This is a genomic window from Bacillus sp. 3G2 (genome assembly GCF_044324725.1).
Classification (GTDB): domain Bacteria; phylum Bacillota; class Bacilli; order Bacillales; family Bacillaceae_G; genus Bacillus_A; species Bacillus_A mobilis.
Genome location: NZ_CP172246.1, coordinates 2604517 through 2623419, shown reverse-complemented (window position 1 = coordinate 2623419; position 18903 = coordinate 2604517). Strand labels below are relative to the sequence as shown.

At 33.4% G+C, this 18903-nt stretch carries 20 protein-coding genes and 2 pseudogenes; 19 read left to right on the top strand and 3 right to left on the bottom strand.

What is annotated here, in order from left to right:
- The first annotated feature begins 46 nt into the window (after positions 1–46).
- The 3 genes from recQ to ACHZK0_RS13415 all read left to right on the top strand — a co-directional run bounded on the left by recQ (position 47) and on the right by ACHZK0_RS13415 (position 3498).
- On the top strand, positions 47–2164 hold the full coding sequence (gene recQ, locus ACHZK0_RS13425) for a DNA helicase RecQ (RefSeq protein ID WP_395761715.1): 2118 nt from the start codon (positions 47–49) through the stop codon (positions 2162–2164).
- Positions 2165–2189: 25 nt separating this feature from the next.
- A complete protein-coding gene (locus ACHZK0_RS13420; RefSeq protein WP_262742568.1) occupies positions 2190–2570 on the top strand; it encodes a gamma-glutamylcyclotransferase family protein in 381 nt (126 codons plus the stop codon).
- A gap of 184 nt (positions 2571–2754) precedes the next feature.
- Entirely contained in the window at positions 2755–3498 is a 744-nt protein-coding gene (locus ACHZK0_RS13415; RefSeq protein ID WP_270344121.1) for a class I SAM-dependent methyltransferase, read from the top strand.
- A gap of 20 nt (positions 3499–3518) precedes the next feature.
- On the opposite strand, the pseudogene ACHZK0_RS13410 reads toward ACHZK0_RS13415, so the two are convergent.
- Positions 3519–4384 (bottom strand): annotated as a pseudogene (locus ACHZK0_RS13410) (type II CAAX prenyl endopeptidase Rce1 family protein).
- A 353-nt stretch (positions 4385–4737) separates the two neighbouring features.
- Here ACHZK0_RS13410 and ACHZK0_RS13405 point away from each other — a divergent pair.
- The 9 genes and pseudogenes from ACHZK0_RS13405 to ACHZK0_RS13365 all read left to right on the top strand — a co-directional run bounded on the left by ACHZK0_RS13405 (position 4738) and on the right by ACHZK0_RS13365 (position 12109).
- Positions 4738–6813, top strand: coding sequence for a HelD family protein (locus ACHZK0_RS13405; protein ID WP_395760474.1), 2076 nt, complete (start codon positions 4738–4740; stop codon positions 6811–6813).
- 81 nt (positions 6814–6894) lie between these two features.
- On the top strand, positions 6895–7227 hold the full coding sequence (locus ACHZK0_RS13400) for a DUF952 domain-containing protein (protein ID WP_270344123.1): 333 nt from the start codon (positions 6895–6897) through the stop codon (positions 7225–7227).
- A 169-nt stretch (positions 7228–7396) separates the two neighbouring features.
- Positions 7397–7744, top strand: coding sequence for a PadR family transcriptional regulator (locus ACHZK0_RS13395; RefSeq protein ID WP_262742561.1), 348 nt, complete (start codon positions 7397–7399; stop codon positions 7742–7744).
- Positions 7731–8732, top strand: a complete 1002-nt coding sequence (locus ACHZK0_RS13390; protein WP_270344124.1) for an HAAS signaling domain-containing protein — start codon at positions 7731–7733, stop codon at positions 8730–8732. The genes ACHZK0_RS13395 and ACHZK0_RS13390 overlap by 14 nt, the downstream gene beginning before the upstream one ends.
- Positions 8733–8775: 43 nt before the next feature.
- On the top strand, positions 8776–9288 hold the full coding sequence (locus ACHZK0_RS13385) for a GNAT family N-acetyltransferase (protein ID WP_270608027.1): 513 nt from the start codon (positions 8776–8778) through the stop codon (positions 9286–9288).
- A gap of 133 nt (positions 9289–9421) precedes the next feature.
- Positions 9422–10196: pseudogene (locus ACHZK0_RS13380) on the top strand (serine hydrolase).
- Positions 10197–10568: a hypothetical protein gene (locus ACHZK0_RS13375; RefSeq protein ID WP_262742556.1), complete on the top strand. Its 372-nt coding sequence runs from the start codon at positions 10197–10199 to the stop codon at positions 10566–10568.
- A gap of 32 nt (positions 10569–10600) precedes the next feature.
- Positions 10601–11017 (top strand): GNAT family N-acetyltransferase, encoded by a 417-nt coding sequence (locus ACHZK0_RS13370; protein WP_262742555.1) that lies wholly within the window; start codon positions 10601–10603, stop codon positions 11015–11017.
- A 285-nt stretch (positions 11018–11302) separates the two neighbouring features.
- Positions 11303–12109, top strand: a complete 807-nt coding sequence (locus tag ACHZK0_RS13365) for a GH25 family lysozyme (protein ID WP_395760473.1) — start codon at positions 11303–11305, stop codon at positions 12107–12109.
- A gap of 65 nt (positions 12110–12174) precedes the next feature.
- On the opposite strand, the gene ACHZK0_RS13360 is transcribed toward ACHZK0_RS13365, so the two are convergent.
- Positions 12175–12387 carry a DUF3006 domain-containing protein gene (locus ACHZK0_RS13360; protein WP_262742552.1) on the bottom strand — a complete coding sequence of 71 codons (213 nt, stop codon included), beginning with the start codon at positions 12385–12387 and terminating at the stop codon, positions 12175–12177.
- Between the two features lie 2 nt (positions 12388–12389).
- On the bottom strand, positions 12390–13775 hold the full coding sequence (locus ACHZK0_RS13355; protein ID WP_395760472.1) for an S-layer homology domain-containing protein: 1386 nt from the start codon (positions 13773–13775) through the stop codon (positions 12390–12392).
- A 298-nt stretch (positions 13776–14073) separates the two neighbouring features.
- On the opposite strand from ACHZK0_RS13355, the gene ACHZK0_RS13350 reads away from it, so the two are divergent.
- The 7 genes from ACHZK0_RS13350 to ACHZK0_RS13320 all read left to right on the top strand — a co-directional run bounded on the left by ACHZK0_RS13350 (position 14074) and on the right by ACHZK0_RS13320 (position 18584).
- Positions 14074–14478, top strand: coding sequence for a GNAT family N-acetyltransferase (locus ACHZK0_RS13350; protein WP_262742549.1), 405 nt, complete (start codon positions 14074–14076; stop codon positions 14476–14478).
- 15 nt (positions 14479–14493) lie between these two features.
- Positions 14494–14847 (top strand): MmcQ/YjbR family DNA-binding protein, encoded by a 354-nt coding sequence (locus tag ACHZK0_RS13345; protein ID WP_098239057.1) that lies wholly within the window; start codon positions 14494–14496, stop codon positions 14845–14847.
- A gap of 21 nt (positions 14848–14868) precedes the next feature.
- Entirely contained in the window at positions 14869–15576 is a 708-nt protein-coding gene (locus tag ACHZK0_RS13340) for a class I SAM-dependent methyltransferase (RefSeq protein WP_262742547.1), read from the top strand.
- 65 nt (positions 15577–15641) lie between these two features.
- Positions 15642–16028: a DUF2809 domain-containing protein gene (locus ACHZK0_RS13335; protein ID WP_262742545.1), complete on the top strand. Its 387-nt coding sequence runs from the start codon at positions 15642–15644 to the stop codon at positions 16026–16028.
- Positions 16029–16049: 21 nt separating this feature from the next.
- The gene (locus ACHZK0_RS13330) at positions 16050–16568 is read left to right on the top strand and encodes a DNA topology modulation protein (RefSeq protein WP_395760471.1); all 519 of its coding nucleotides are present in this window, start codon (positions 16050–16052) and stop codon (positions 16566–16568) included.
- Between the two features lie 32 nt (positions 16569–16600).
- Positions 16601–17305 carry a formylglycine-generating enzyme family protein gene (locus ACHZK0_RS13325; protein WP_395760470.1) on the top strand — a complete coding sequence of 235 codons (705 nt, stop codon included), beginning with the start codon at positions 16601–16603 and terminating at the stop codon, positions 17303–17305.
- A gap of 85 nt (positions 17306–17390) precedes the next feature.
- Entirely contained in the window at positions 17391–18584 is a 1194-nt protein-coding gene (locus ACHZK0_RS13320; protein ID WP_395761684.1) for a macrolide family glycosyltransferase, read from the top strand.
- Positions 18585–18903 lie beyond the last annotated feature (319 nt).

Here is an 18903-nt window from a genome sequence, read left to right as displayed (position 1 = left end):
TATAATAGGAAGAGATGAAAGATATAGAAAAGCAGGTGACTCTTTTTTGTTTACAAAAGCACAAGAACTTTTAGCGTCTTATTTCGGTTATTCATCATTCCGAAGAGGACAAGATGAAACAATTAAAAATGTATTAGATGGGAAAGATACAGTTTGTATTATGCCTACGGGCGGTGGTAAGTCAATTTGTTATCAAATTCCCGCATTAGTATTCGAAGGAACGACATTAGTTATTTCACCTTTGATTTCACTTATGAAAGACCAAGTAGATACATTAGTACAAAACGGTATTTCAGCTACTTATATTAATAGTTCTATTTCTATTACAGAAGCAAATCAACGTATTCAATTAGCGAAACAAGGTCATTATAAGTTACTTTATGTGGCACCAGAGCGCTTGGATTCAATGGAGTTTGTTGACCAACTTATCGATATGAAAATCCCGATGATTGCAATTGATGAGGCACACTGTATTTCGCAGTGGGGACATGATTTCCGTCCAAGTTATTTACATATACATCGCATATTAGATTATCTCCCAGAAAAGCCGCTTGTAGTAGCATTAACTGCGACGGCAACACCGCAGGTTCGTGAAGATATTTGCAGCACGCTTGGAATTAATCAAGAAAATACGATTATGACAACGTTTGAGCGTGAGAACTTATCATTTTCTGTTATTAAAGGACAAGATCGTAATGCATATTTAGCGGATTATATTCGTCAAAATCAAAAAGAATCTGGGATTATATATGCAGCTACTAGAAAAGTAGTTGATCAATTGTATGAGGATTTAATGAAAGCTGGAGTTTCGGTATCAAAATACCACGCTGGTATGAGTGATACCGATCGAAATGAACAGCAAGAACTTTTTTTACGTGATGAAGTGAGTGTAATGGTAGCGACATCTGCATTTGGGATGGGGATTGATAAATCGAATATTCGTTACGTAATCCATTATCAACTGCCAAAAAATATGGAAAGTTATTACCAAGAAGCAGGACGTGCCGGACGTGACGGATTAGATAGTACGTGTATATTGCTATATTCTTCTCAGGACGTTCAAGTACAGCGCTTTTTAATTGATCAATCGACTGGAGAATCTCGTTTTTCAAACGAACTTGAAAAACTGCAAAATATGACTGACTACTGTCATACAGAACAATGTTTACAATCATTTATTTTGCAATACTTTGGAGAAGAACCGAAGGAAGATTGTGGCCGCTGCGGTAATTGTACGGACGACCGCGAAAGTATCGATGTGACGAGAGAGTCACAAATGGTTTTATCTTGTATGATTAGAACGAATCAACGATTTGGTAAACAAATGATCGCACAAGTGCTAACTGGATCTAAAAATAAGAAAGTTATTGAATTTAATTTTCATACTTTACCAACATACGGATTACTATCAAATCGTAGCGTAAAAGAAGTCAGTGAATTTATTGAGTTTCTAATTTCAGATGAGTTAATTGCAGTTGAACATGGTACGTATCCGACATTAAAAGTAACGGAAAAAGGGAAAGAAGTGTTACTTAGTAAAGTGAATGTTTTACGTAAAGAACGAGTAGAGACAAGACAAATTGTTCAAGATCATCCTTTATTTGAAGTACTTCGTGAAGTACGTAAAGAAATTGCGCAAGGAGAAGGTGTACCTCCATTCGTTATTTTCTCTGATCAAACGTTGAAGGATATGTGTGCAAAAATGCCGCAAAGTGACTCTGAACTTTTAACTGTAAAAGGGATTGGCGAACATAAACTTGTGAAGTATGGTTCTCATTTCTTACAAGCAGTTCAGCACTTTATAGAGGAAAACCCAAACTATGCTGAAACAGTTAAAACAGAAGTGGTGACAGAGCGGAAAAAATCAGGGAAAGCTTCAGCAAATTCTCATTTAGAAACGTATGAAATGTACAAACAAGCTATTGATCTAGATGAAATTGCGAAAGAACGTGGCTTATCAAGACAAACAATTGAAAATCATTTAATTCGCTCTTTTGAAGATGGAATGGAAGTAGATTGGAACAGTTTTGTTCCTGCCAAATATGAACAAATGATTGAAACTGCTGTGCAAAATGCAGAGGGTGGCTTGAAATCAATTAAGGAACAACTTCCAAATGAAGTGAGTTACTTTATGATTCGTGCTTATTTACAAATTAGAAAATAGAGACATATAAAGGGGATAGGGATATATGCATCACGTTTTCGTGTATGGCACGTTAAGAAAAGAGCAAACGAATGCTCATTTTATGCAAGGTGCAATATGCATCGCAGACGAAGCATGGATGTATGGAAAATTATTTGATACAAACGAAGGGTATCCGGCGATGATTTGTTCAAATGAAGACAAAGTATATGGAGAAGTTTACGAAGTAAATGATGATGTTCTGCAAAAATTAGATGAACTTGAAGAATACACAGGTAATACAGAGAGTGACCTATATGACCGAATCACCGAAACGATTTATTTAGCTGATAGAGAAATACGTGCATTTGTGTATGTTGCTCAAGATAAAGAGATGCTGAAGGAAGTTATCGTTTCGGGTGATTGGATGAAGTATCAACAAGGATAATAAAGGCAGCGTAGAAGCAGATAGTGGGAACATCCATTATCTGTTTTTTAAATTGATACTTTATAAATTCTGATTATTTTGATAAAATAAAATAAAAGGAAATCAAAAGGAGGATTTTTCATGGGTATCAGAAATTTAGTTTCTCACCTGTAGCAGAAAAATAATATACAGGAGGAGAATATTAATGAACGAATTAAATGTAAAAGAATTTTATAAAAAACAATTTGAACTACTAAGCTATGATGTAAATAATGAAAATTGGTTACAGGAAGTTGCTAAAGAAGTAGAAGAACAAGTTGGATATACATTTCAGTCGATGTTAGAACTAGGAGCAGGAAATGGTGGATTTGCAAGAGCGATGTCTAATTTGAATGTAAAGATGACTACAGTTGAGCTAGTACGAGAGTTAGTTATGTTTGCGAAAGAACATTCTACTAATGATATTGTTATTCACTGTGCTGACTTTTATAAAATTAATTTTGAAGAAAAGTTTGATGTCGTTACTTATTTGGACGGATTTGGTGTAGGAACGGATGCAGAACAATTATTTTTATTAAAACGCATCCATAGTTGGTTGAAAGATGATGGGTGTGCACTTATTGATATTTATCAACCTTTATATTGGGAAAAAGCAAATGGACAAGAAATGCCGATTTATTCTGCAATGCGAAAATATGAATATGATAGTGAAAATGCTAGAATGCTGGACCATTGGTGGGAAACGGATTCTTCAAATGATATTGTAACACAATCTTTACGTTGCTATACTATAGATGAGATTAATAATTTATGTGCAGAGGCTCGCTTCAGTATAGTTGGGATTTTCCCAGGAGGGGCGTATGACTTTGAAGAGAGAGAATATAAAGAGCAAGCGTCATTAAATGAATGTTTATCATATCGTATAAAAGTAAAAAAGAGTAAGGGTTAATTCCTTACTCTTTTTTACTTTTATAGTGTGAATAATTGACTGTCTTTCGTATTTAATTGCCGTTCTTTTTTATCCTTATGGACCTTAGTACAATCCCGATGCCCAGAAATAAAACAGTGGCAACGAAACCATTAATAGGATTTAACCAAAAATCACTACTATTTGTAAGCGTAATAATACCGGTTATAGTTATTAAAACAGTAGGAACGGCATCTTCAATTGCATGCATGATAACACATGGCCATACTGACTTTGTAAGTCTATATATTTCAACATACATAATAGACCAAGAAACCATAAGTATGCATCCTGATAAAAGCATATTTAACCTAGAAATAGATTCAAAATATTCATTTGGTAAAAAAACTAAATAATAAGCGGCATGCCAAAGAGCCCAAATTAAACCAGAAATAATATAAATAAACCAATCGTTTAACTTTAGTTCAATCAGTTTTGGAGTTAAATAACCGCGCCAAGAGAACTCTTCGAAAATATTTTTAATAAAATTACCTATAGTAGACATGAGTATGAGAGAACATAATGAGGACATCTCAAAGTTAGATATGTTAACGACTCCGAAAAATAGAGCTAAGCATATAGTTATTAGTGTAACGAATGGATAAATAAGTATTGCTACGAAATACCATTTAAAGTTTCCTTTTAAATTTGGTTTGATACCAAAATCATTCCAATCTCGACCAATAATTCTAAGTAAGATACTTGCGAGAAAGGGTAATATTAGCCATAATCCCATACCTAAAGAGTTTCCTTCAGGCTGATCTATTAGAAGAGAATCAAGAAATACACCAATCCAGCCACTTGCTAGCACAATTAACACAAAAATAATTAAATGTAACTTTAGAGGGTTTCTTTTAATGGCAGTTATTTTTTATACACTCCTTTACTTTTTTTTTTGAATTTTGTAGTCTTGTTTATTTTATATATGAAATAATAGATAACTAGAAATGAAGTTGGAGAGCATGTAAGAGAAACTTAGTTAGATAGTATATAGTTCTTTAAATGAATAGAAAATGGCAGCTTTTGTATGAATCACTATATTATATGTGTAGTAGAATGATTTAGATGTTGTATATTGTTATCATTTGAATTTTAAAATAAGAAAGCTAAAAAGTGGTTTTTTTCAGAAAAATTAAATTGAAAGTCTTGACTTTATAAATGGATTTTTACTACAATTGTATTTCGACTGAAAAATTAGAACGGACAGGAGGGAATCATCAAATGAACAACATTTTTGAAGAAGAGTTACAAAGGATGAAAGAAATATTACATACGATGGATGATCAATTAGAACAGCTCGAAAACATTCCGGTTTATTATGGAGAAGATTTTAAAGAACAAATTCTAGAAAGTATGAGAGAATCTAATAGGCAAAATTTACGTATCGGTGTACAAGAACCGTACTTCGGAAGATTAGATTTTCAAGAGGACGGCAAGGAAGATGTTATGCCGATCTACATCGGTAAAGTAGGTGTTTCACATAAAGACACAATGAAACCAATTGTAATTGATTGGCGGGCACCTGTTGCAAGTATGTTTTATTCATTTACCGGTGGGGAGGAATTAGCGTTTTATCAATCACCAGACGGATTAGTAGAAGGTGATGTGTATTTAAAGCGAAACATCTCTATTCGAAAAAGAGAACTAGAACGTGTTGTTGATACATATGTAAAAGGAAATGAAGATGTCTCGCATGCCGATGATTTTCTTCTATATCGATTAGGTGAGAATAAAGATAATAAACTAAAGGATATTGTTTCGACGATACAATCGGAGCAAAATGATATTATTCGTGCGGAAAGAAACTTACCACTACTTATTCAAGGGGTTGCAGGGAGCGGAAAAACAACGATCGCTTTACATCGCCTTGCTTTTTTAATTTATGAATACCGTGAGCAATTAGAAGCTGAGAGAATGATTGTATTCGCTCCGAATAGTCTGTTTTTAGACTATATTTCGAGTGTGCTTCCGGAATTAGGTGTAGGAAACATTAGTCAAACAACATTTGCAGATTGGGCATTACGTACGTTAGATGATTCGGTGAAATTAAAGCAAACAGAAGAAAAGTTGAAAGAAGCATTTTCTATTAATCGTGATGAAGAAAACGTTATGCTCGGTAAATTGAAAGGCACGCTGGAATTTAAGTCCTTTATTGAAGAGAGAATGGTCCAATTTGAAAAAGAATTCATACCAACAAACGATTTTGAAGCATGGGACAAAGCAATTATTCCAGTAGAAGACATAAAAAAATGGATGCAAGTTGAATATAAACATTATCCATTAAAGAAAAGAAGAGAAAGATTAGTCGGCCGAATGAAGCGCTGGATTGAAATTGAACTGAAAAAGTATGGAGAAACAAACGAGAAGAAATTACTAAAAAAAGAAGCGACAAAGAGATTGAACACATATATGAAGTTTTGGCCGAAAATGAGCGCACTTTCACTATATAGTTCAATATTGAAAAGTAAAGAAATACTCGAAGTATTACCTGAAGAACTTGTGAAAGAAACTGAAAAGAATTGTCGTAAAAAAGAAGTGTATGTAGAAGATTTACCAGCTTTAATTTACATACATCACCGCATAACAGGTATTGAAATTGGACAGAAATTCCATCACGTTGTTATTGATGAAGCACAAGATTTCTCGCCATTCCAAGTGTATGTATTAAAAGAAATTACACTAGGTAATTCTTTCACTATATTAGGTGACTTATCTCAAGCAATTTATGATTATCAAGGGATTGAAGATTGGAGTGCTTTTAAGGAAGTATTTCAAGAAACAGGTTATTATGAACTAACGAAAAGTTATCGCTCTACAAAAGAAATTATTGAATTTGCGAATGAGATTATTAAAAATGCAGAGATTCCAGTTGGGCTCGCAACACCAGTTTTTCGTAGTGGTGAAGATGTTAAAGTAATCCATGTAGAGGATCAATTTAATGAGATTATGAAGACGTTAAAACATCTACAAAATGAAGATGTGAAAACAATTGCGGTAATAGGAAGAACAGACGATGAATGCCGCGATATTTATGAGAAATTAACAACTGCAGGATTAGCTGTAAACGTCATTGAAGCAGATCAAAGTAAATATGAAGGTGGTATTTCAGTAGTACCTGTATACTTGGCGAAAGGGCTAGAATTTGATGCCGTTCTATTAATCGACGTTGATGAAGAACATTATAAAAATACAAAACACGATGCGAAGTTATTATATGTTGGATGTACAAGGTCGCTTCATGATTTATGGATTTTCCATAGCGGAGAAGCATCGCCTTTAATAAAAGGATTAAAATAAATATAAAAACAAGAGGATTTTCTAGTAACAAAAAGAAGAACCTCTTGTTTTTCTATATAAAGAGATGGAGAGAAACTAACTATGATTACAAAGGTAATAACAAAAAGAAATTGGGAAATTGCAAAGATAAATGGAGAAATTAATGAAATTTCACTAAAAGAAGAGGGATTTATTCATTGTTCATTTTTAAAACAAGCTTTAGAAGTTGCTGAAAAACATTTTAGTCATGAAGAAGATGTTTTAATACTGACAATTGATCCATCCTTAATAAAAGCAGAAATAAAATATGAACTCGCTTCTAACGGTCAAGAATATCCGCATGTATATGGAGTAATTCATATTGAGGCAATTGTAGATGTTATCCCATTTATTAAAGAAAGTGGAGAGTTTATATTACAAGAGGTACAAAATTAAGATTGTTATAAGCATTTAAATAGCCAGAAAAGCACAAATTATATAGTTTGTGCTTTTTTATTATCTATTTTTTGGTAAATTAGTATTGTTTTTATCACCACAATACTGTACGATACATAGTATAAAACACATACTGTATGACATATAGTAATGAAAATGAGGTGAGTGAATGGATGCTTTATTAAATTCGTTAATTACTGAATTAAGAAGAGGTACATTAACATTAGCGGTTTTAAGCCAGTTAAGAACGCCGCAGTATGGGTATTCACTTGTCCAATTATTGGAACAATCAGGGATTACAATCGATCAAAGTACGTTATATCCACTACTTCGCCGATTAGAAAAGCAGGAGCTAGTAACGAGTAGCTGGGATAAAACGGAGAGTAGACCTCGTAAGTATTACGTTTTAAGTGAATACGGATTAGAGATATTTTTGCAGCTGAAAAAGGAATGGATAAAGGATTCGAAAGAACTGTATAACCTATTAAAGGAGGAGGACATAAATGAACTTGATTGATATTTATGTTGAAGAAGTTGCGAAGAGATTACCTGAAAAAAATCGTGAAGATATTATTCTTGAACTACGGTCAACAATCGAAGATATGTTACCTGTTAATTATAGTGAAAACGATGAAAAAAGGGTTCTTGAAAAATTGGGAAGTCCAGTTTCATTGGCGAATGGGTATTTGGATAGACCGATGCATTTAATTGGACCACGTTATTTTGATGTATATACGACGTTATTAAAAATGATTATACCAATTGCAGCTGTTATTGCACTCATTGCAATGGTTGCAGAAAATTTTGTAGGATATAATGGTGAGCAAGCGGTATTAAATGTTATTTTAAATTTGATAGGTAAAGGTATTGGGGAAATTATCGAAGTAGGCCTCCATGTATTCTTCTGGTTGACACTTGTATTTGCAATTTTAGAAAGAACAGATAAAGCCAAAGGTACCCAACCGTTGACGACAAGTTTAAAAAAATGGACGCCTGATGATTTGAAAAGTACTTCGTATGTTCCAAAGAAAAAGTCGATCTCAAAGTTCGAAGTATTTGGCGGGTTAATGTGGACAGCAATATGGGCAACACTTTATTTTTATGCGAATCATCTTGTAGGTGTATATCATGGTACAGAAAACGGACTGAAGTTTGTCGCGCCAACTTTTAATCAAGATGTGTTACTTCAGTATTGGCCAATCGTTGTAATTATGATTGTTTTTGAAATAGGTATATCTCTTTATAAGTTAGTACAGGGACAATGGACGAAAAAGTTGGCAATTGGGAATGCTTTTCTTCAAATAGCCGGAACAATAGTATTCATTGTAATTGTAGTAAATCCACATTTATTTAACGAAGGATTTATTACGTATGTGGCAAATGTGTTTACTACTTCTCCAGAGGAATTTAAAAAGTGGTTAATTGGTGGAGGTATTATCATTTACATTTTATCTGCTGTCTTAAATATATTTGATGGTTTCCGAAAAGCTCGTATTCGTATGTAGGATTGAAACTAAGGAAGATATACTTTATGAAAGGAAGAAAGCAATGATAAGGGAAGCAACGAGACAAGATGTAACATACATGTTAGATATTTATAATGATGCCATACTGTATACAACGGCCGTATATACGTATAAACCTGTAACCCTTGAAAATAGAATAGACTGGTATGAACAAAAAATGGCTGGAGGTTACCCAATTTTAGTATACGAATTAGATAATAAAGTAGTAGGGTTTGCGACATTCGGGCCGTTTAGATCTTGGCCTGCCTATAAATATTCAATTGAGCATTCTGTGTATGTTCATAAGGAATATAGAAAAAATGGGATAGGAACTTCTTTAATGAAAGCATTGATCACAGTTGCAAAGGCGAGGGGATATATGACCTTAATTGCTGGAATTGATGCAGAAAATGAGAAAAGCATTGCCTTACATGAAAACTATGGATTTGTTCATGCGGGGACAATTAAGAAGGCTGGTTATAAGTTTAATAGGTGGTTAGATTTAGCTTTTTATCAATTGGAGCTTAGTGGTCCTAAAAAGCCTACTGAAGAGTAAATGTTTACGTAATATTTATTTTAGAAAGATAGCATGGGGAAATTTCATGCTATCTTTTTTATTGAAAAAGGTTTTTTATATTCCATATCGAATTTTGAGAAGAAGATAAAACAATATAAAAAGAGGTATGAATATGCAGACAGTCATAGAAAAAATGAAAGAAATACAATCTGGTCAACTTAGAGTGGTTGTGTACGCAACAAAATATGATAATATAATTGCCTCCTATAATAATGAACTATATGTTCCTTTAGCATCAGCAGCAAAAGTAGTAATTGGATTTGCTGTAACAAATATGGTAAAAGACAAACAAATTAGTTGGGATGATATACTTCACCAAATTAAATTTAATCCAAAAGAGGATAGCGCACAATTATATCCACATTTACAAGGAAGAGATACATTGTTACTTAGTAAAGCTGTTGAGGTGATGATAGCGTGTCATGATAGTTATATTGCACAGTCAGTTGTAATGCACTGCGGAGGATGGGGGGGTTATTAGAAAGTATGTTTCAACGTATTTTTCCAAGATACACGTCCAAAAAAGCCCTAGAGATGAACAGAATGTTGGAGAGTTAAATCAAGTACATTCACTTTTAGTACATATTTTTAAATGTTATAAAAGTGATCCAGAATTATGGGAACCAATAATAAATGGAATGGTAAGGAAGCAAGGAGAATATGAGGGGATACCGTATTATCATATAGCCCATATGACAGGTGGATTGCCCACAGCAATAATAAATGTTGGTATAATGGGAAAGTTCCATGAATTTCCGTTTCTTTATGTTATTGGAGGGACAGATTTGCCTAATCGATTTGATAATAAAGAAACCGATGAAACTATTGCATTAGCTATGAAGTACATATACGACATATATAGTGAGGGCATACTAGGGGGCAACTAATTGAAACGAAACTTAAAAACTTCAACAATAATCATATTAATCTTAACAATTATTGCTTTGGAAGTTGGAATCGCGATTTACGATCATACTCTGTCATTAGATACGATTTACTTTGCAGCAATCCTTATTTGTATTGTATTGCTTTTTGGCACACGTGTTTCTGAAGAGAAAGAAAGTACATCGAAAGAGAGACGAAGAAAAACAGCTCTTATATTTTGGCCATCTATTTTATTGTCTATCGCTTGTTTTGCCGTTATTAGTTATATAAGAATAGGTTATGTCTCTGTACCAGGGATAATTGGTTTTTCATGCGTTGTTACTTATGGTGGATTCGTGTTTATTAGTATTTTAAAAAGGAAAAGTAAAAATTAAAGGTAGCTTATTAAGTTGGAAGGAAAAAATATATGAAACACATTGAAAATGGTACTCGCGCTGAAGGAGAATACATTAAAAACAAATTAATTCAATATAACATGTCTATTTTAACAGATGAAGCAAAACAGCCGATGGAACAAGTGAGTTTCGTAGTGAAAGATGAGGATGGGAAAATATTTGGTGGGGTAACAGGAACGATGTATTTTTATCATCTTCATATAGATTTTTTATGGGTTGATGAAACAGTTCGTCATGATGGTTATGGTAGTCAACTGTTACATAAAATCGAAGACATTGCGAAGGACAAAGGTTGTAGATTAATATTATTAGATTCATTTAGTTTTCAAGCACCAGACTTTTATAAAAAGCACGGCTACCGAGAATACGGTGTTGTTGAAGATCACCCTAAAGGACATAGTCAACACTTTTTAGAGAAGAGGTTATAGGTATCGTATTCGTGCTCTAGAAGCAAAGTGGATATTAAAAGCATCACCAATAAGGTGATGCTTTTTTCTTTTGTTTATAGCAATTACTCAAGCTGATGCACTGTTGGGAACAAATAGTACGATTCGAATAACTATGATTTTCTTTTTTATTGGAAATGAGTTACTGTCTTTGTAGAAGACACTTGTAGTATAGGTTTTTTTCTAACAAGAGCTGTTGAATTCATAGGAGCAGAAGAGCAATAAGACGAGCTTTGAATACAATAATAAAAAAGGAGGTGTTAAGCAATGGGTTATATTGTAGATGTTTCAAAATGGAACGGTAACATTAACTGGGATGTAGCCGCTCCACAACTAGATTTCGTAATTGCTAGGGTACAAGATGGATCAAATTATGTAGATCCTTTATATAAAAATTATGTCCAAGCAATGAAAACTAGAAATATTCCTTTTGGTAACTATGCATTCTGTCGCTTTATTTCAATTGCTGATGCGAAGAAGGAAGCACAAGATTTTTGGAATCGCGGTGATAAGAGCGCTACAGTTTGGGTGGCTGACGTAGAAGTGAAAACAATGGATGACATGAGAGCTGGTACGCAAGCCTTTATCGATGAGTTACGCCGACTAGGTGCTAAGAAAATTGGCATATATGTTGGGCATCATGTATATGAGCCTTTCGGTATGGCGAACGTAAAAAGTGATTTTGTATGGATTCCTAGGTATGGTGGTAACAAGCCAGCATATCCTTGTGACATTTGGCAATACACTGAGACTGGTAATGTACCTGGTATCGGTAAATGTGATTTAAATCAATTGATAGGAAATAAGCCGCTTTCCTGGTTTACTGGATCAGTGTCTATACAAGAAAATGTCCAAGCACAAGTTTCTAAACAAAACATCATTCAATCAGGTGCTTTTTCACCATATGAGGCTCCTGAAGCTATGAAGGCTTTAACATCGGTAAAAATGACTGCGACCTTCATTTTACAATCAGATGGCTTAACGTATTTTATTTCCGATCCAACTAGCGATGCGCAATTAAACGGTATGAAAGGTTGGCTTGATAGGAAGGGTTGGTGGTATGAAGTTAAATAATAAAAAATAACAAGCTATTATTTGAATAGAAAAAAAGAGCCATCCTTTTGGAGGGCTCTTTTTTTCTATTCAAATAGCTTATTCATTAAATCTTGGATTTCACATCTTCTTTTATCTGTTTCGTTCTTATCAATTGTATACTTATCATTCTCGATTATAAGTACATCACCTTCTTTTGCAGTGGAAGGGAGTTTGGATTTAGGTACATCAATTGTTACGTTATTCACTTCAATAACTGCTAGTTCACCTTCAAAACGGTCAATAATACCTTTTTTCATAATTATCTCTCCGTTCTTACAGAAATATTTGAACCATCACTATTAATAACTACAGTACCATTTAAATCTGTTCTATATACCTTAACAGACATTGAATTTAACTTTGCTAAAGTTTCCTGCGTAGGATGGCCATAGCGGTTACCTGCACCTGCACTAATCACAGCGATACTTGGTTTCACTGCATCTAAAAACGGCTGAGAAGAAGAAGTCTTACTTCCGTGATGACCTGGTTTTAATACATCTGATTTTAGGTTAGAACCATGTGTTGCAACCATATCTTTCTCACTTTTAGATTCAGCATCACCTGTGAATAAGAAGGATTTGCTACCGTATGTTACTTTTAATACAGCACTCCACTCATTTAGATCGTTACCGTATTCTTTAACGGGAGCTAAAAATTGTGAGTTTAAACCGTTAATTGGTAAAGTTACACCAGATTTCGCTTCTTTAATTGTTAATCCTTTGTTTGCTACTGCAGTTAGGAAGTCTTTAAACGTTTGTGTCGTATGACTTACTTTAGGAGCGTAAACGTTTTTTACATTCATAGAATACAGGACTTCATCTAATCCACCTACATGATCAGCATCAGGATGCGTAGCAATCATGTAATCAATAGTTTGGAATCCTAATCCTTTTAAATAATTTGCTACTACTTTACCTTTTCCGTTGTTACCAGCGTCAATAAGGATAGTTTCTCCACTTGGGGATTTAATAAAAGTAGCATCACCTTGTCCGACATCAATATAATGAACCTCTAAATTACCTTTAGGCTTAGGAAGAGTTGGACGGAAATTTGGTTCTAATACACGAGCCAAGAATGCAGCGAATTGCTCACGAGTTACTTTTACATCTGGACCAAATGTACCATCAGGAAATCCAGCGGTGATATTATTTTGAGCTAAAATTTTGACATAATTGTAACCCCAGTGATTAGATGGAACATCAGGGAAATTGACGTCGGCACCTGTAGGTTTCAAATCAAAGGTTTTAACAAGAACTACAGCCATTTCTGCACGAGATAATGAGCGATCTGGGAAATAGTTTTTTTCACGTTGTACAATGTTATTGTGTGCTAGCTTATGTACAGAATCGTAATAATAGATACCTTTAGTTACATCTGAAAAAATATGATTATAACTAGATGGCTTTTCTAATTTTAAGGATAAATCTAGCATTAAGGCCATTTGTCCACGCGTTACATGATCGCTAGGCTTAAAATATCCTTCTGGAGTACCATTAATAATACCTTTATCCGATAAATAGTTAATTTCTTTAATTGCCCAATGATTAGATTGGACATCTGGGAAAGCTTTAGCACTTGTAAAACTAGGGATGCATAACGATAAGATTATGACAAATGCTGTTAGTAATAAACTAAACTTTTTCAAGAAATCGCCTCACTTTATGTATTTTTTACCTAATTAACTTTACCAGTTCTTGAAAGAAATTCAAGGTTTAATAGTTAAATATAATATGAGAAATGCTTTTGGGACTATATTCACTGGTTTTTCTTATTCTGTATATTCAATATAAGGAATGTTAAAAGGAGGGTAACGATTGCAATTGTAAAATCAATATTATAAATTAATCTTATGTAGGTGTTCATAACAAGCTGGATTCTATAGTTTTTTATTGAAGAAAGTAAGACAAAATAAATATAATGAGCAGTTTGATGGGAGAAAGAAAATGTACACGTATAAATTGCAACATGAACAGCCAATCTGCGTAGGCAAAATAAAAAAACTTTATGACTCTGTCGGTTGGTGGCCAGAAAGAAAAGAAATCGATATTCAAAATATGTTAAAGAATAGTATAGCGATTGGAGTATGGGACGAAAAGGAATTAATCGGATTTGCTAGAGTTGTTTCTGATGGTGTTTTTCGAGCATACATAGAAGATGTTGTTGTGCATGAGAGTGTAAGAAATAAAGGTGTTGGGGAGAAGATGTTAACAATATTACTTCAGGAGATTTCTCATGTTCATATTGTTAGTCTATTTTGCGGAGAGAAATTAATTAAGTTTTATGGTGAACAGCAATTTCAAGCGACGAAACAAATTGTAATGCATCGTAATCAAATTGTTAAAGAATAAGAGGTGCAAATGAGAATGAATGCAACTAGAACATATTGTTTATCAAAAAGAAAAGCGACAGAAGATTCTCCAGATGGTTGGAATGCAACATGTATGAGGCTTAATAATAAAATATTTGCGATAATAAACCATGAAGAAGGAGAAAAAGCTGCGATTACATTAAAATGTGATCCAGAACTTGCACTAAGATTAAGAGAAGAGTATCCAGAAGCAATCATTCCGGGGTATCATATGAATAAAAAACATTGGAATACAGTGTATATACATAAAGATGTAGAGCAGGAGCAAATTAATAAGATGATTGATTGGTCATATAATTTAGTTCTACAATCATTTTCAAAGAAAAAGCAGCAAGAGTTATTAGATTAGTATGTATAAGGGGTGGGCGTATTGAAAGACACGATCAAAGGTACATATGATAAATTAGCGAGTACATATAAAGAAAATCTAGACTCGGCAAATCCATATAACAGTTATTATGAAAGGCCAGCGATGATAGAGATGATTCCAAAGAATTTAGAAGGGAAGAGCATACTAGATGCTGGATGTGCAGCTGGATGGTATACTTCCCAATTTATAGAAAGAGGAGCAAACGTTACTGCAATTGACGTAAGTTCTGAAATGGTAAAAGCTGCAAAGGAAAGTATGGGTGATAATGCAACGTTTCTTTGTCATGACTTGCAAGAAGTATTACCATTTGCAGATAATACATTTGATATTATTGTAAGTTCGTTAACGCTTCATTACTTAGAAAATTGGAATAAAGTATTTAAGGAGTTTCGCCGAGTATTGAAGCCTGGTGGAGAATTTATATACTCCATTCATCATCCTTTTATGGATTTTACAAAGTTTACTAGTGAAAATTATTTCGAAAAACAATTATTAGTAGATACTTGGGTTAAACCAAATATTACAATAGAAGTTAGCTTTTTTAGAAGGGCACTTCAAGACATAATTAATGAAACAACAAATTATTTCGTGTTAGAAAAAATGGTGGAACCGAGGCCGGTTGAAAAGATGAGAGAAGTAAATGAAAAATCATATCATTATCTAAATACAAATCCACATTTTCTTATTATGAAAGCCATTAAAAAATAGGTAGTAAAATAATTATATTTTACTACCTATTTACAATTTTAAATTACATATTAGGAGATCTTGAAATGAAAACGAAGCGAAATAGACTATTGTATGCACTGTTTACTATCGTTGTAATTATTTTAGGTCTTAGCTCAAGAAAGTTAGCTTTTGCGTTACCTCATCTATTAAACGAGTACTTAGGCGATGCTTTATGGGCATTGATGATTTTTACTGGATTCGGATTTTTATTTCCTAAAATAGAAACGAAGAAATTGGCTTTTATTAGTTTGCTATTTTGCTACGGGATTGAAGTGAGCCAATTGTATCATGCTGAATGGATAGATAACATTCGTGCAACGACTTTAGGTGGACTTGTATTAGGTTACGGATTTTTGTGGAGTGATTTAGTTGCTTATACAATTGGTGTTGGAGTAGGATTTATTTTTGAGTTTATATTACGGGAGAAATAAGAGATGTAAAAAGGGGTATTTATGAAAAAAATAATATTAATAGGTTCTGGTGGTTCAGGAAAATCTACATTAGCTAGGCAGTTAGGTAATAAATTAAATATTAAAGTGCATCATCTTGATGCGTTATTTTGGAAACCGAATTGGGAAGGTGTACCGAAAGAGGAGCAAAGAAAGGTTCAAAATGAATTAGTTAAAGAGGATGAGTGGATTATTGATGGGAATTATGGCGGGACAATGGACATAAGAATGCACGCAGCTGATACAATTATCTTTCTTGATATTCATAGAACTATATGTGTTTATCGTGCTTTTAAAAGAGTTATACAATATAGGAATAAAACAAGACCGGATATGGGTGCTGGATGTGAAGAAAGGTTTGACTTACAATTTTTCAAATGGATATGGGAATATCCTAAAACGAAACGACCTTCAATTTTAAAGCGGCTAAATCAATTGAGTAAAGATAAAGAAGTTATTATTTTAAAATCTTCAAATGAAGTAAGACTATTTTTAGAGAAGTACGATACTATAAATAGTTAGATTATAAAAAGAAATAACATGGGGGGATAGGATTGAATAGATTCATTGGCCCAGTGGATTCAAATATGGTGAAAATTCCAGAAGGAAAAGTAGTATTAAGAGATGATCGAATTAAAAAAGAATGGCAAGTCCAAGTTAAACCATTTCTTCTAGCAAAGTATGTTGTAACGATGGAATTATATGATGCGATTGCGAATAATAAACCAAATTTATTCAATGATAAAAATAAACCAAATTTATTCAATGATAAAAATAAACCAGTTGTAAATATTTCTTGGAATGATGCCATTTTATTTTGTAATTTACTTTCAAAAAAAGCAGGATTAAAAGAATATTATTCTATTAGTGATGATGGTCTAATTGTTAGTTGTAATTTAGATTCAATTGGCTACCGATTACCTTTTGAAGCAGAGTGGCAATATGCATGTAAAGCGGGAACTACTGGATACATATATGGAGATCTGAAAGGAATTGCTTGGTATAATGAAAATTCAGATGGACGTATTCATGAGGTTGGAAAAAAAGAGCCGAATGCATGGGGCTTGTATGATATGTTAGGAAACGTTTGGGAATGGTGCTATGATTTGTATGATGAAAATGTATATGGATCGTACCGAATTTTCCGAGGCGGTAGCTGGGCTGAAGCAGCTAGGGGTTGCGGTGCAACTTGTCGTCGCCGTAGTCATCCTACATTTCATATAGATGACCTTGGATTTAGGCTTGCAAGGTCAATTTAATAAAATTATGGTATATAACAAAGTGTTTGGAGAGTATTTATATTCTTAACATAATTGACAAGATTTGACGTAAGGGGTGTTCATAATGGCACGTGTTTTATTCATTAATAGTGGATCAGAAGGACATATTAATCCAACATTGCAAGTTGTAGAAGAATTAGTCTCACGTGGGGAAGAGGTAGTTTATTTTTCAATAGAATCTTTTAGAGAACGTATTGAAAAGACAGGTGCTACTGTACGAACAATTGACGAGCAAAAGTTTATAAAAGCTTTTCTTTCCGGTGGTCGAAATTATTTATTAGAGAGAATAAATGGTCTTTTACATACGGCAGATGTTGTAATACCAAGTGTTCTTGAACAAATTGAAGGCGAACATTTTGATTACATCATTCATGATTCGATGTTTGGTTGTGGACGTATAATTGCTCAAATTTTAAAGCTTCCAGCAATAAATTCTTGTACATCTTTTGCACAGGATGAAAAAGCATTTGAACAAATGTTAGCTCACTTGTCTAAAAATATCCCAGTGGAAGTTCAAGATAGGATACATAATGATTTTGAAAGCTTAACTAAAGGAATTGTGGAAAAATACGGTATTAAAATAAACTCGCCGTATGAAGTTTTCTGTAATCCAGCGCCACTTACTATTGTGTATACAATAAAGGAGTTCCAACCTTTTGGAGATAGGTTTGATGAAACATTTAAGTTTGTAGGTCCATCTATCTCTACACAAGTAAAAAATGAAGAGTTTGATTTTCCTGTAATTGAAGAAAAAAGCCTGATTTACATTTCACTAGGTACTGTTTTTAATGAAGCGCTTGATTTTTATAAACTATGTTTGAAGGCGTTCGAGAATAGTAATCATTCTATTGTGATGTCTATTGGTAATAAAACGAAAATAAGTGATTTAGGTGAAATTCCTAAAAACTTCATGGTGAAAAATTATGTACCACAAACGAAACTACTTACATATACAAAGCTATTTATTACACATGGCGGGATGAACAGTACACATGAAGGATTATATAAAGGGATTCCACTCATTGTAATTCCGCAAAGCGCAGATCAGCCAATTATCGCAAAGCAAGTGGAGAATCTCGGAGCTGGGGTTCAGTTGTCGATGAAAGAATTAACTGAGGAACAACTACGTGAAAATGTAGAACTCGTATTAAATAATCCTTCATTTAAAGAAGCTGCTTTGAATTTAAAGGAGTCTCTTCGGAAATCTGGTGGGTATAAGGAAGCTGTTGATGAGATTTTTACATTTATAGGTCAGTAATAAATACAAAATTTCACATGAGAAGAGTGTTTATATGAAATGATATAGACACTCTTCTTTTATATGAAGCGGAGAATGCGTTGTTTTGAAATGTTAAATATTCTGTTTTGTAAATTCGGACCATAGTTTTACGTGTTACTAATGCTTTCATCATTTCTGCACAACTTCTGCACATACTTTGATGATTTTTATGTCATGATATATTCATCAAGTGAAATATTTCACAAGAAATGAAATGTATTTTCACTGCGTTGTATGCGTAATTAACACATACAACGATACAAGATTGCCTCTCGTTATTCTTTTACATCGAAGCCCA

What these genes read in the sequence shown, in the direction of transcription:
- ACHZK0_RS13335 (WP_262742545.1), top strand. Translation starts at nt 15,642, where the DNA reads ATGAAAACGAAGCGAAATAGACTATTGTATGCACTGTTTACTATCGTT.
- ACHZK0_RS13400 (WP_270344123.1), top strand. Translation starts at nt 6,895, where the DNA reads ATGATTACAAAGGTAATAACAAAAAGAAATTGGGAAATTGCAAAGATA.
- ACHZK0_RS13405 (WP_395760474.1), top strand. Translation starts at nt 4,738, where the DNA reads ATGAACAACATTTTTGAAGAAGAGTTACAAAGGATGAAAGAAATATTA.
- ACHZK0_RS13370 (WP_262742555.1), top strand. Translation starts at nt 10,601, where the DNA reads ATGAAACACATTGAAAATGGTACTCGCGCTGAAGGAGAATACATTAAA.
- ACHZK0_RS13390 (WP_270344124.1), top strand. Translation starts at nt 7,731, where the DNA reads ATGAACTTGATTGATATTTATGTTGAAGAAGTTGCGAAGAGATTACCT.
- ACHZK0_RS13345 (WP_098239057.1), top strand. Translation starts at nt 14,494, where the DNA reads ATGAATGCAACTAGAACATATTGTTTATCAAAAAGAAAAGCGACAGAA.
- ACHZK0_RS13385 (WP_270608027.1), top strand. Translation starts at nt 8,776, where the DNA reads ATGATAAGGGAAGCAACGAGACAAGATGTAACATACATGTTAGATATT.
- ACHZK0_RS13360 (WP_262742552.1), bottom strand. Translation starts at nt 12,387, where the DNA reads ATGAAAAAAGGTATTATTGACCGTTTTGAAGGTGAACTAGCAGTTATT.
- ACHZK0_RS13365 (WP_395760473.1), top strand. Translation starts at nt 11,303, where the DNA reads ATGGGTTATATTGTAGATGTTTCAAAATGGAACGGTAACATTAACTGG.
- ACHZK0_RS13330 (WP_395760471.1), top strand. Translation starts at nt 16,050, where the DNA reads ATGAAAAAAATAATATTAATAGGTTCTGGTGGTTCAGGAAAATCTACA.
- ACHZK0_RS13320 (WP_395761684.1), top strand. Translation starts at nt 17,391, where the DNA reads ATGGCACGTGTTTTATTCATTAATAGTGGATCAGAAGGACATATTAAT.
- ACHZK0_RS13420 (WP_262742568.1), top strand. Translation starts at nt 2,190, where the DNA reads ATGCATCACGTTTTCGTGTATGGCACGTTAAGAAAAGAGCAAACGAAT.
- ACHZK0_RS13350 (WP_262742549.1), top strand. Translation starts at nt 14,074, where the DNA reads ATGTACACGTATAAATTGCAACATGAACAGCCAATCTGCGTAGGCAAA.
- ACHZK0_RS13415 (WP_270344121.1), top strand. Translation starts at nt 2,755, where the DNA reads ATGAACGAATTAAATGTAAAAGAATTTTATAAAAAACAATTTGAACTA.
- ACHZK0_RS13395 (WP_262742561.1), top strand. Translation starts at nt 7,397, where the DNA reads ATGGATGCTTTATTAAATTCGTTAATTACTGAATTAAGAAGAGGTACA.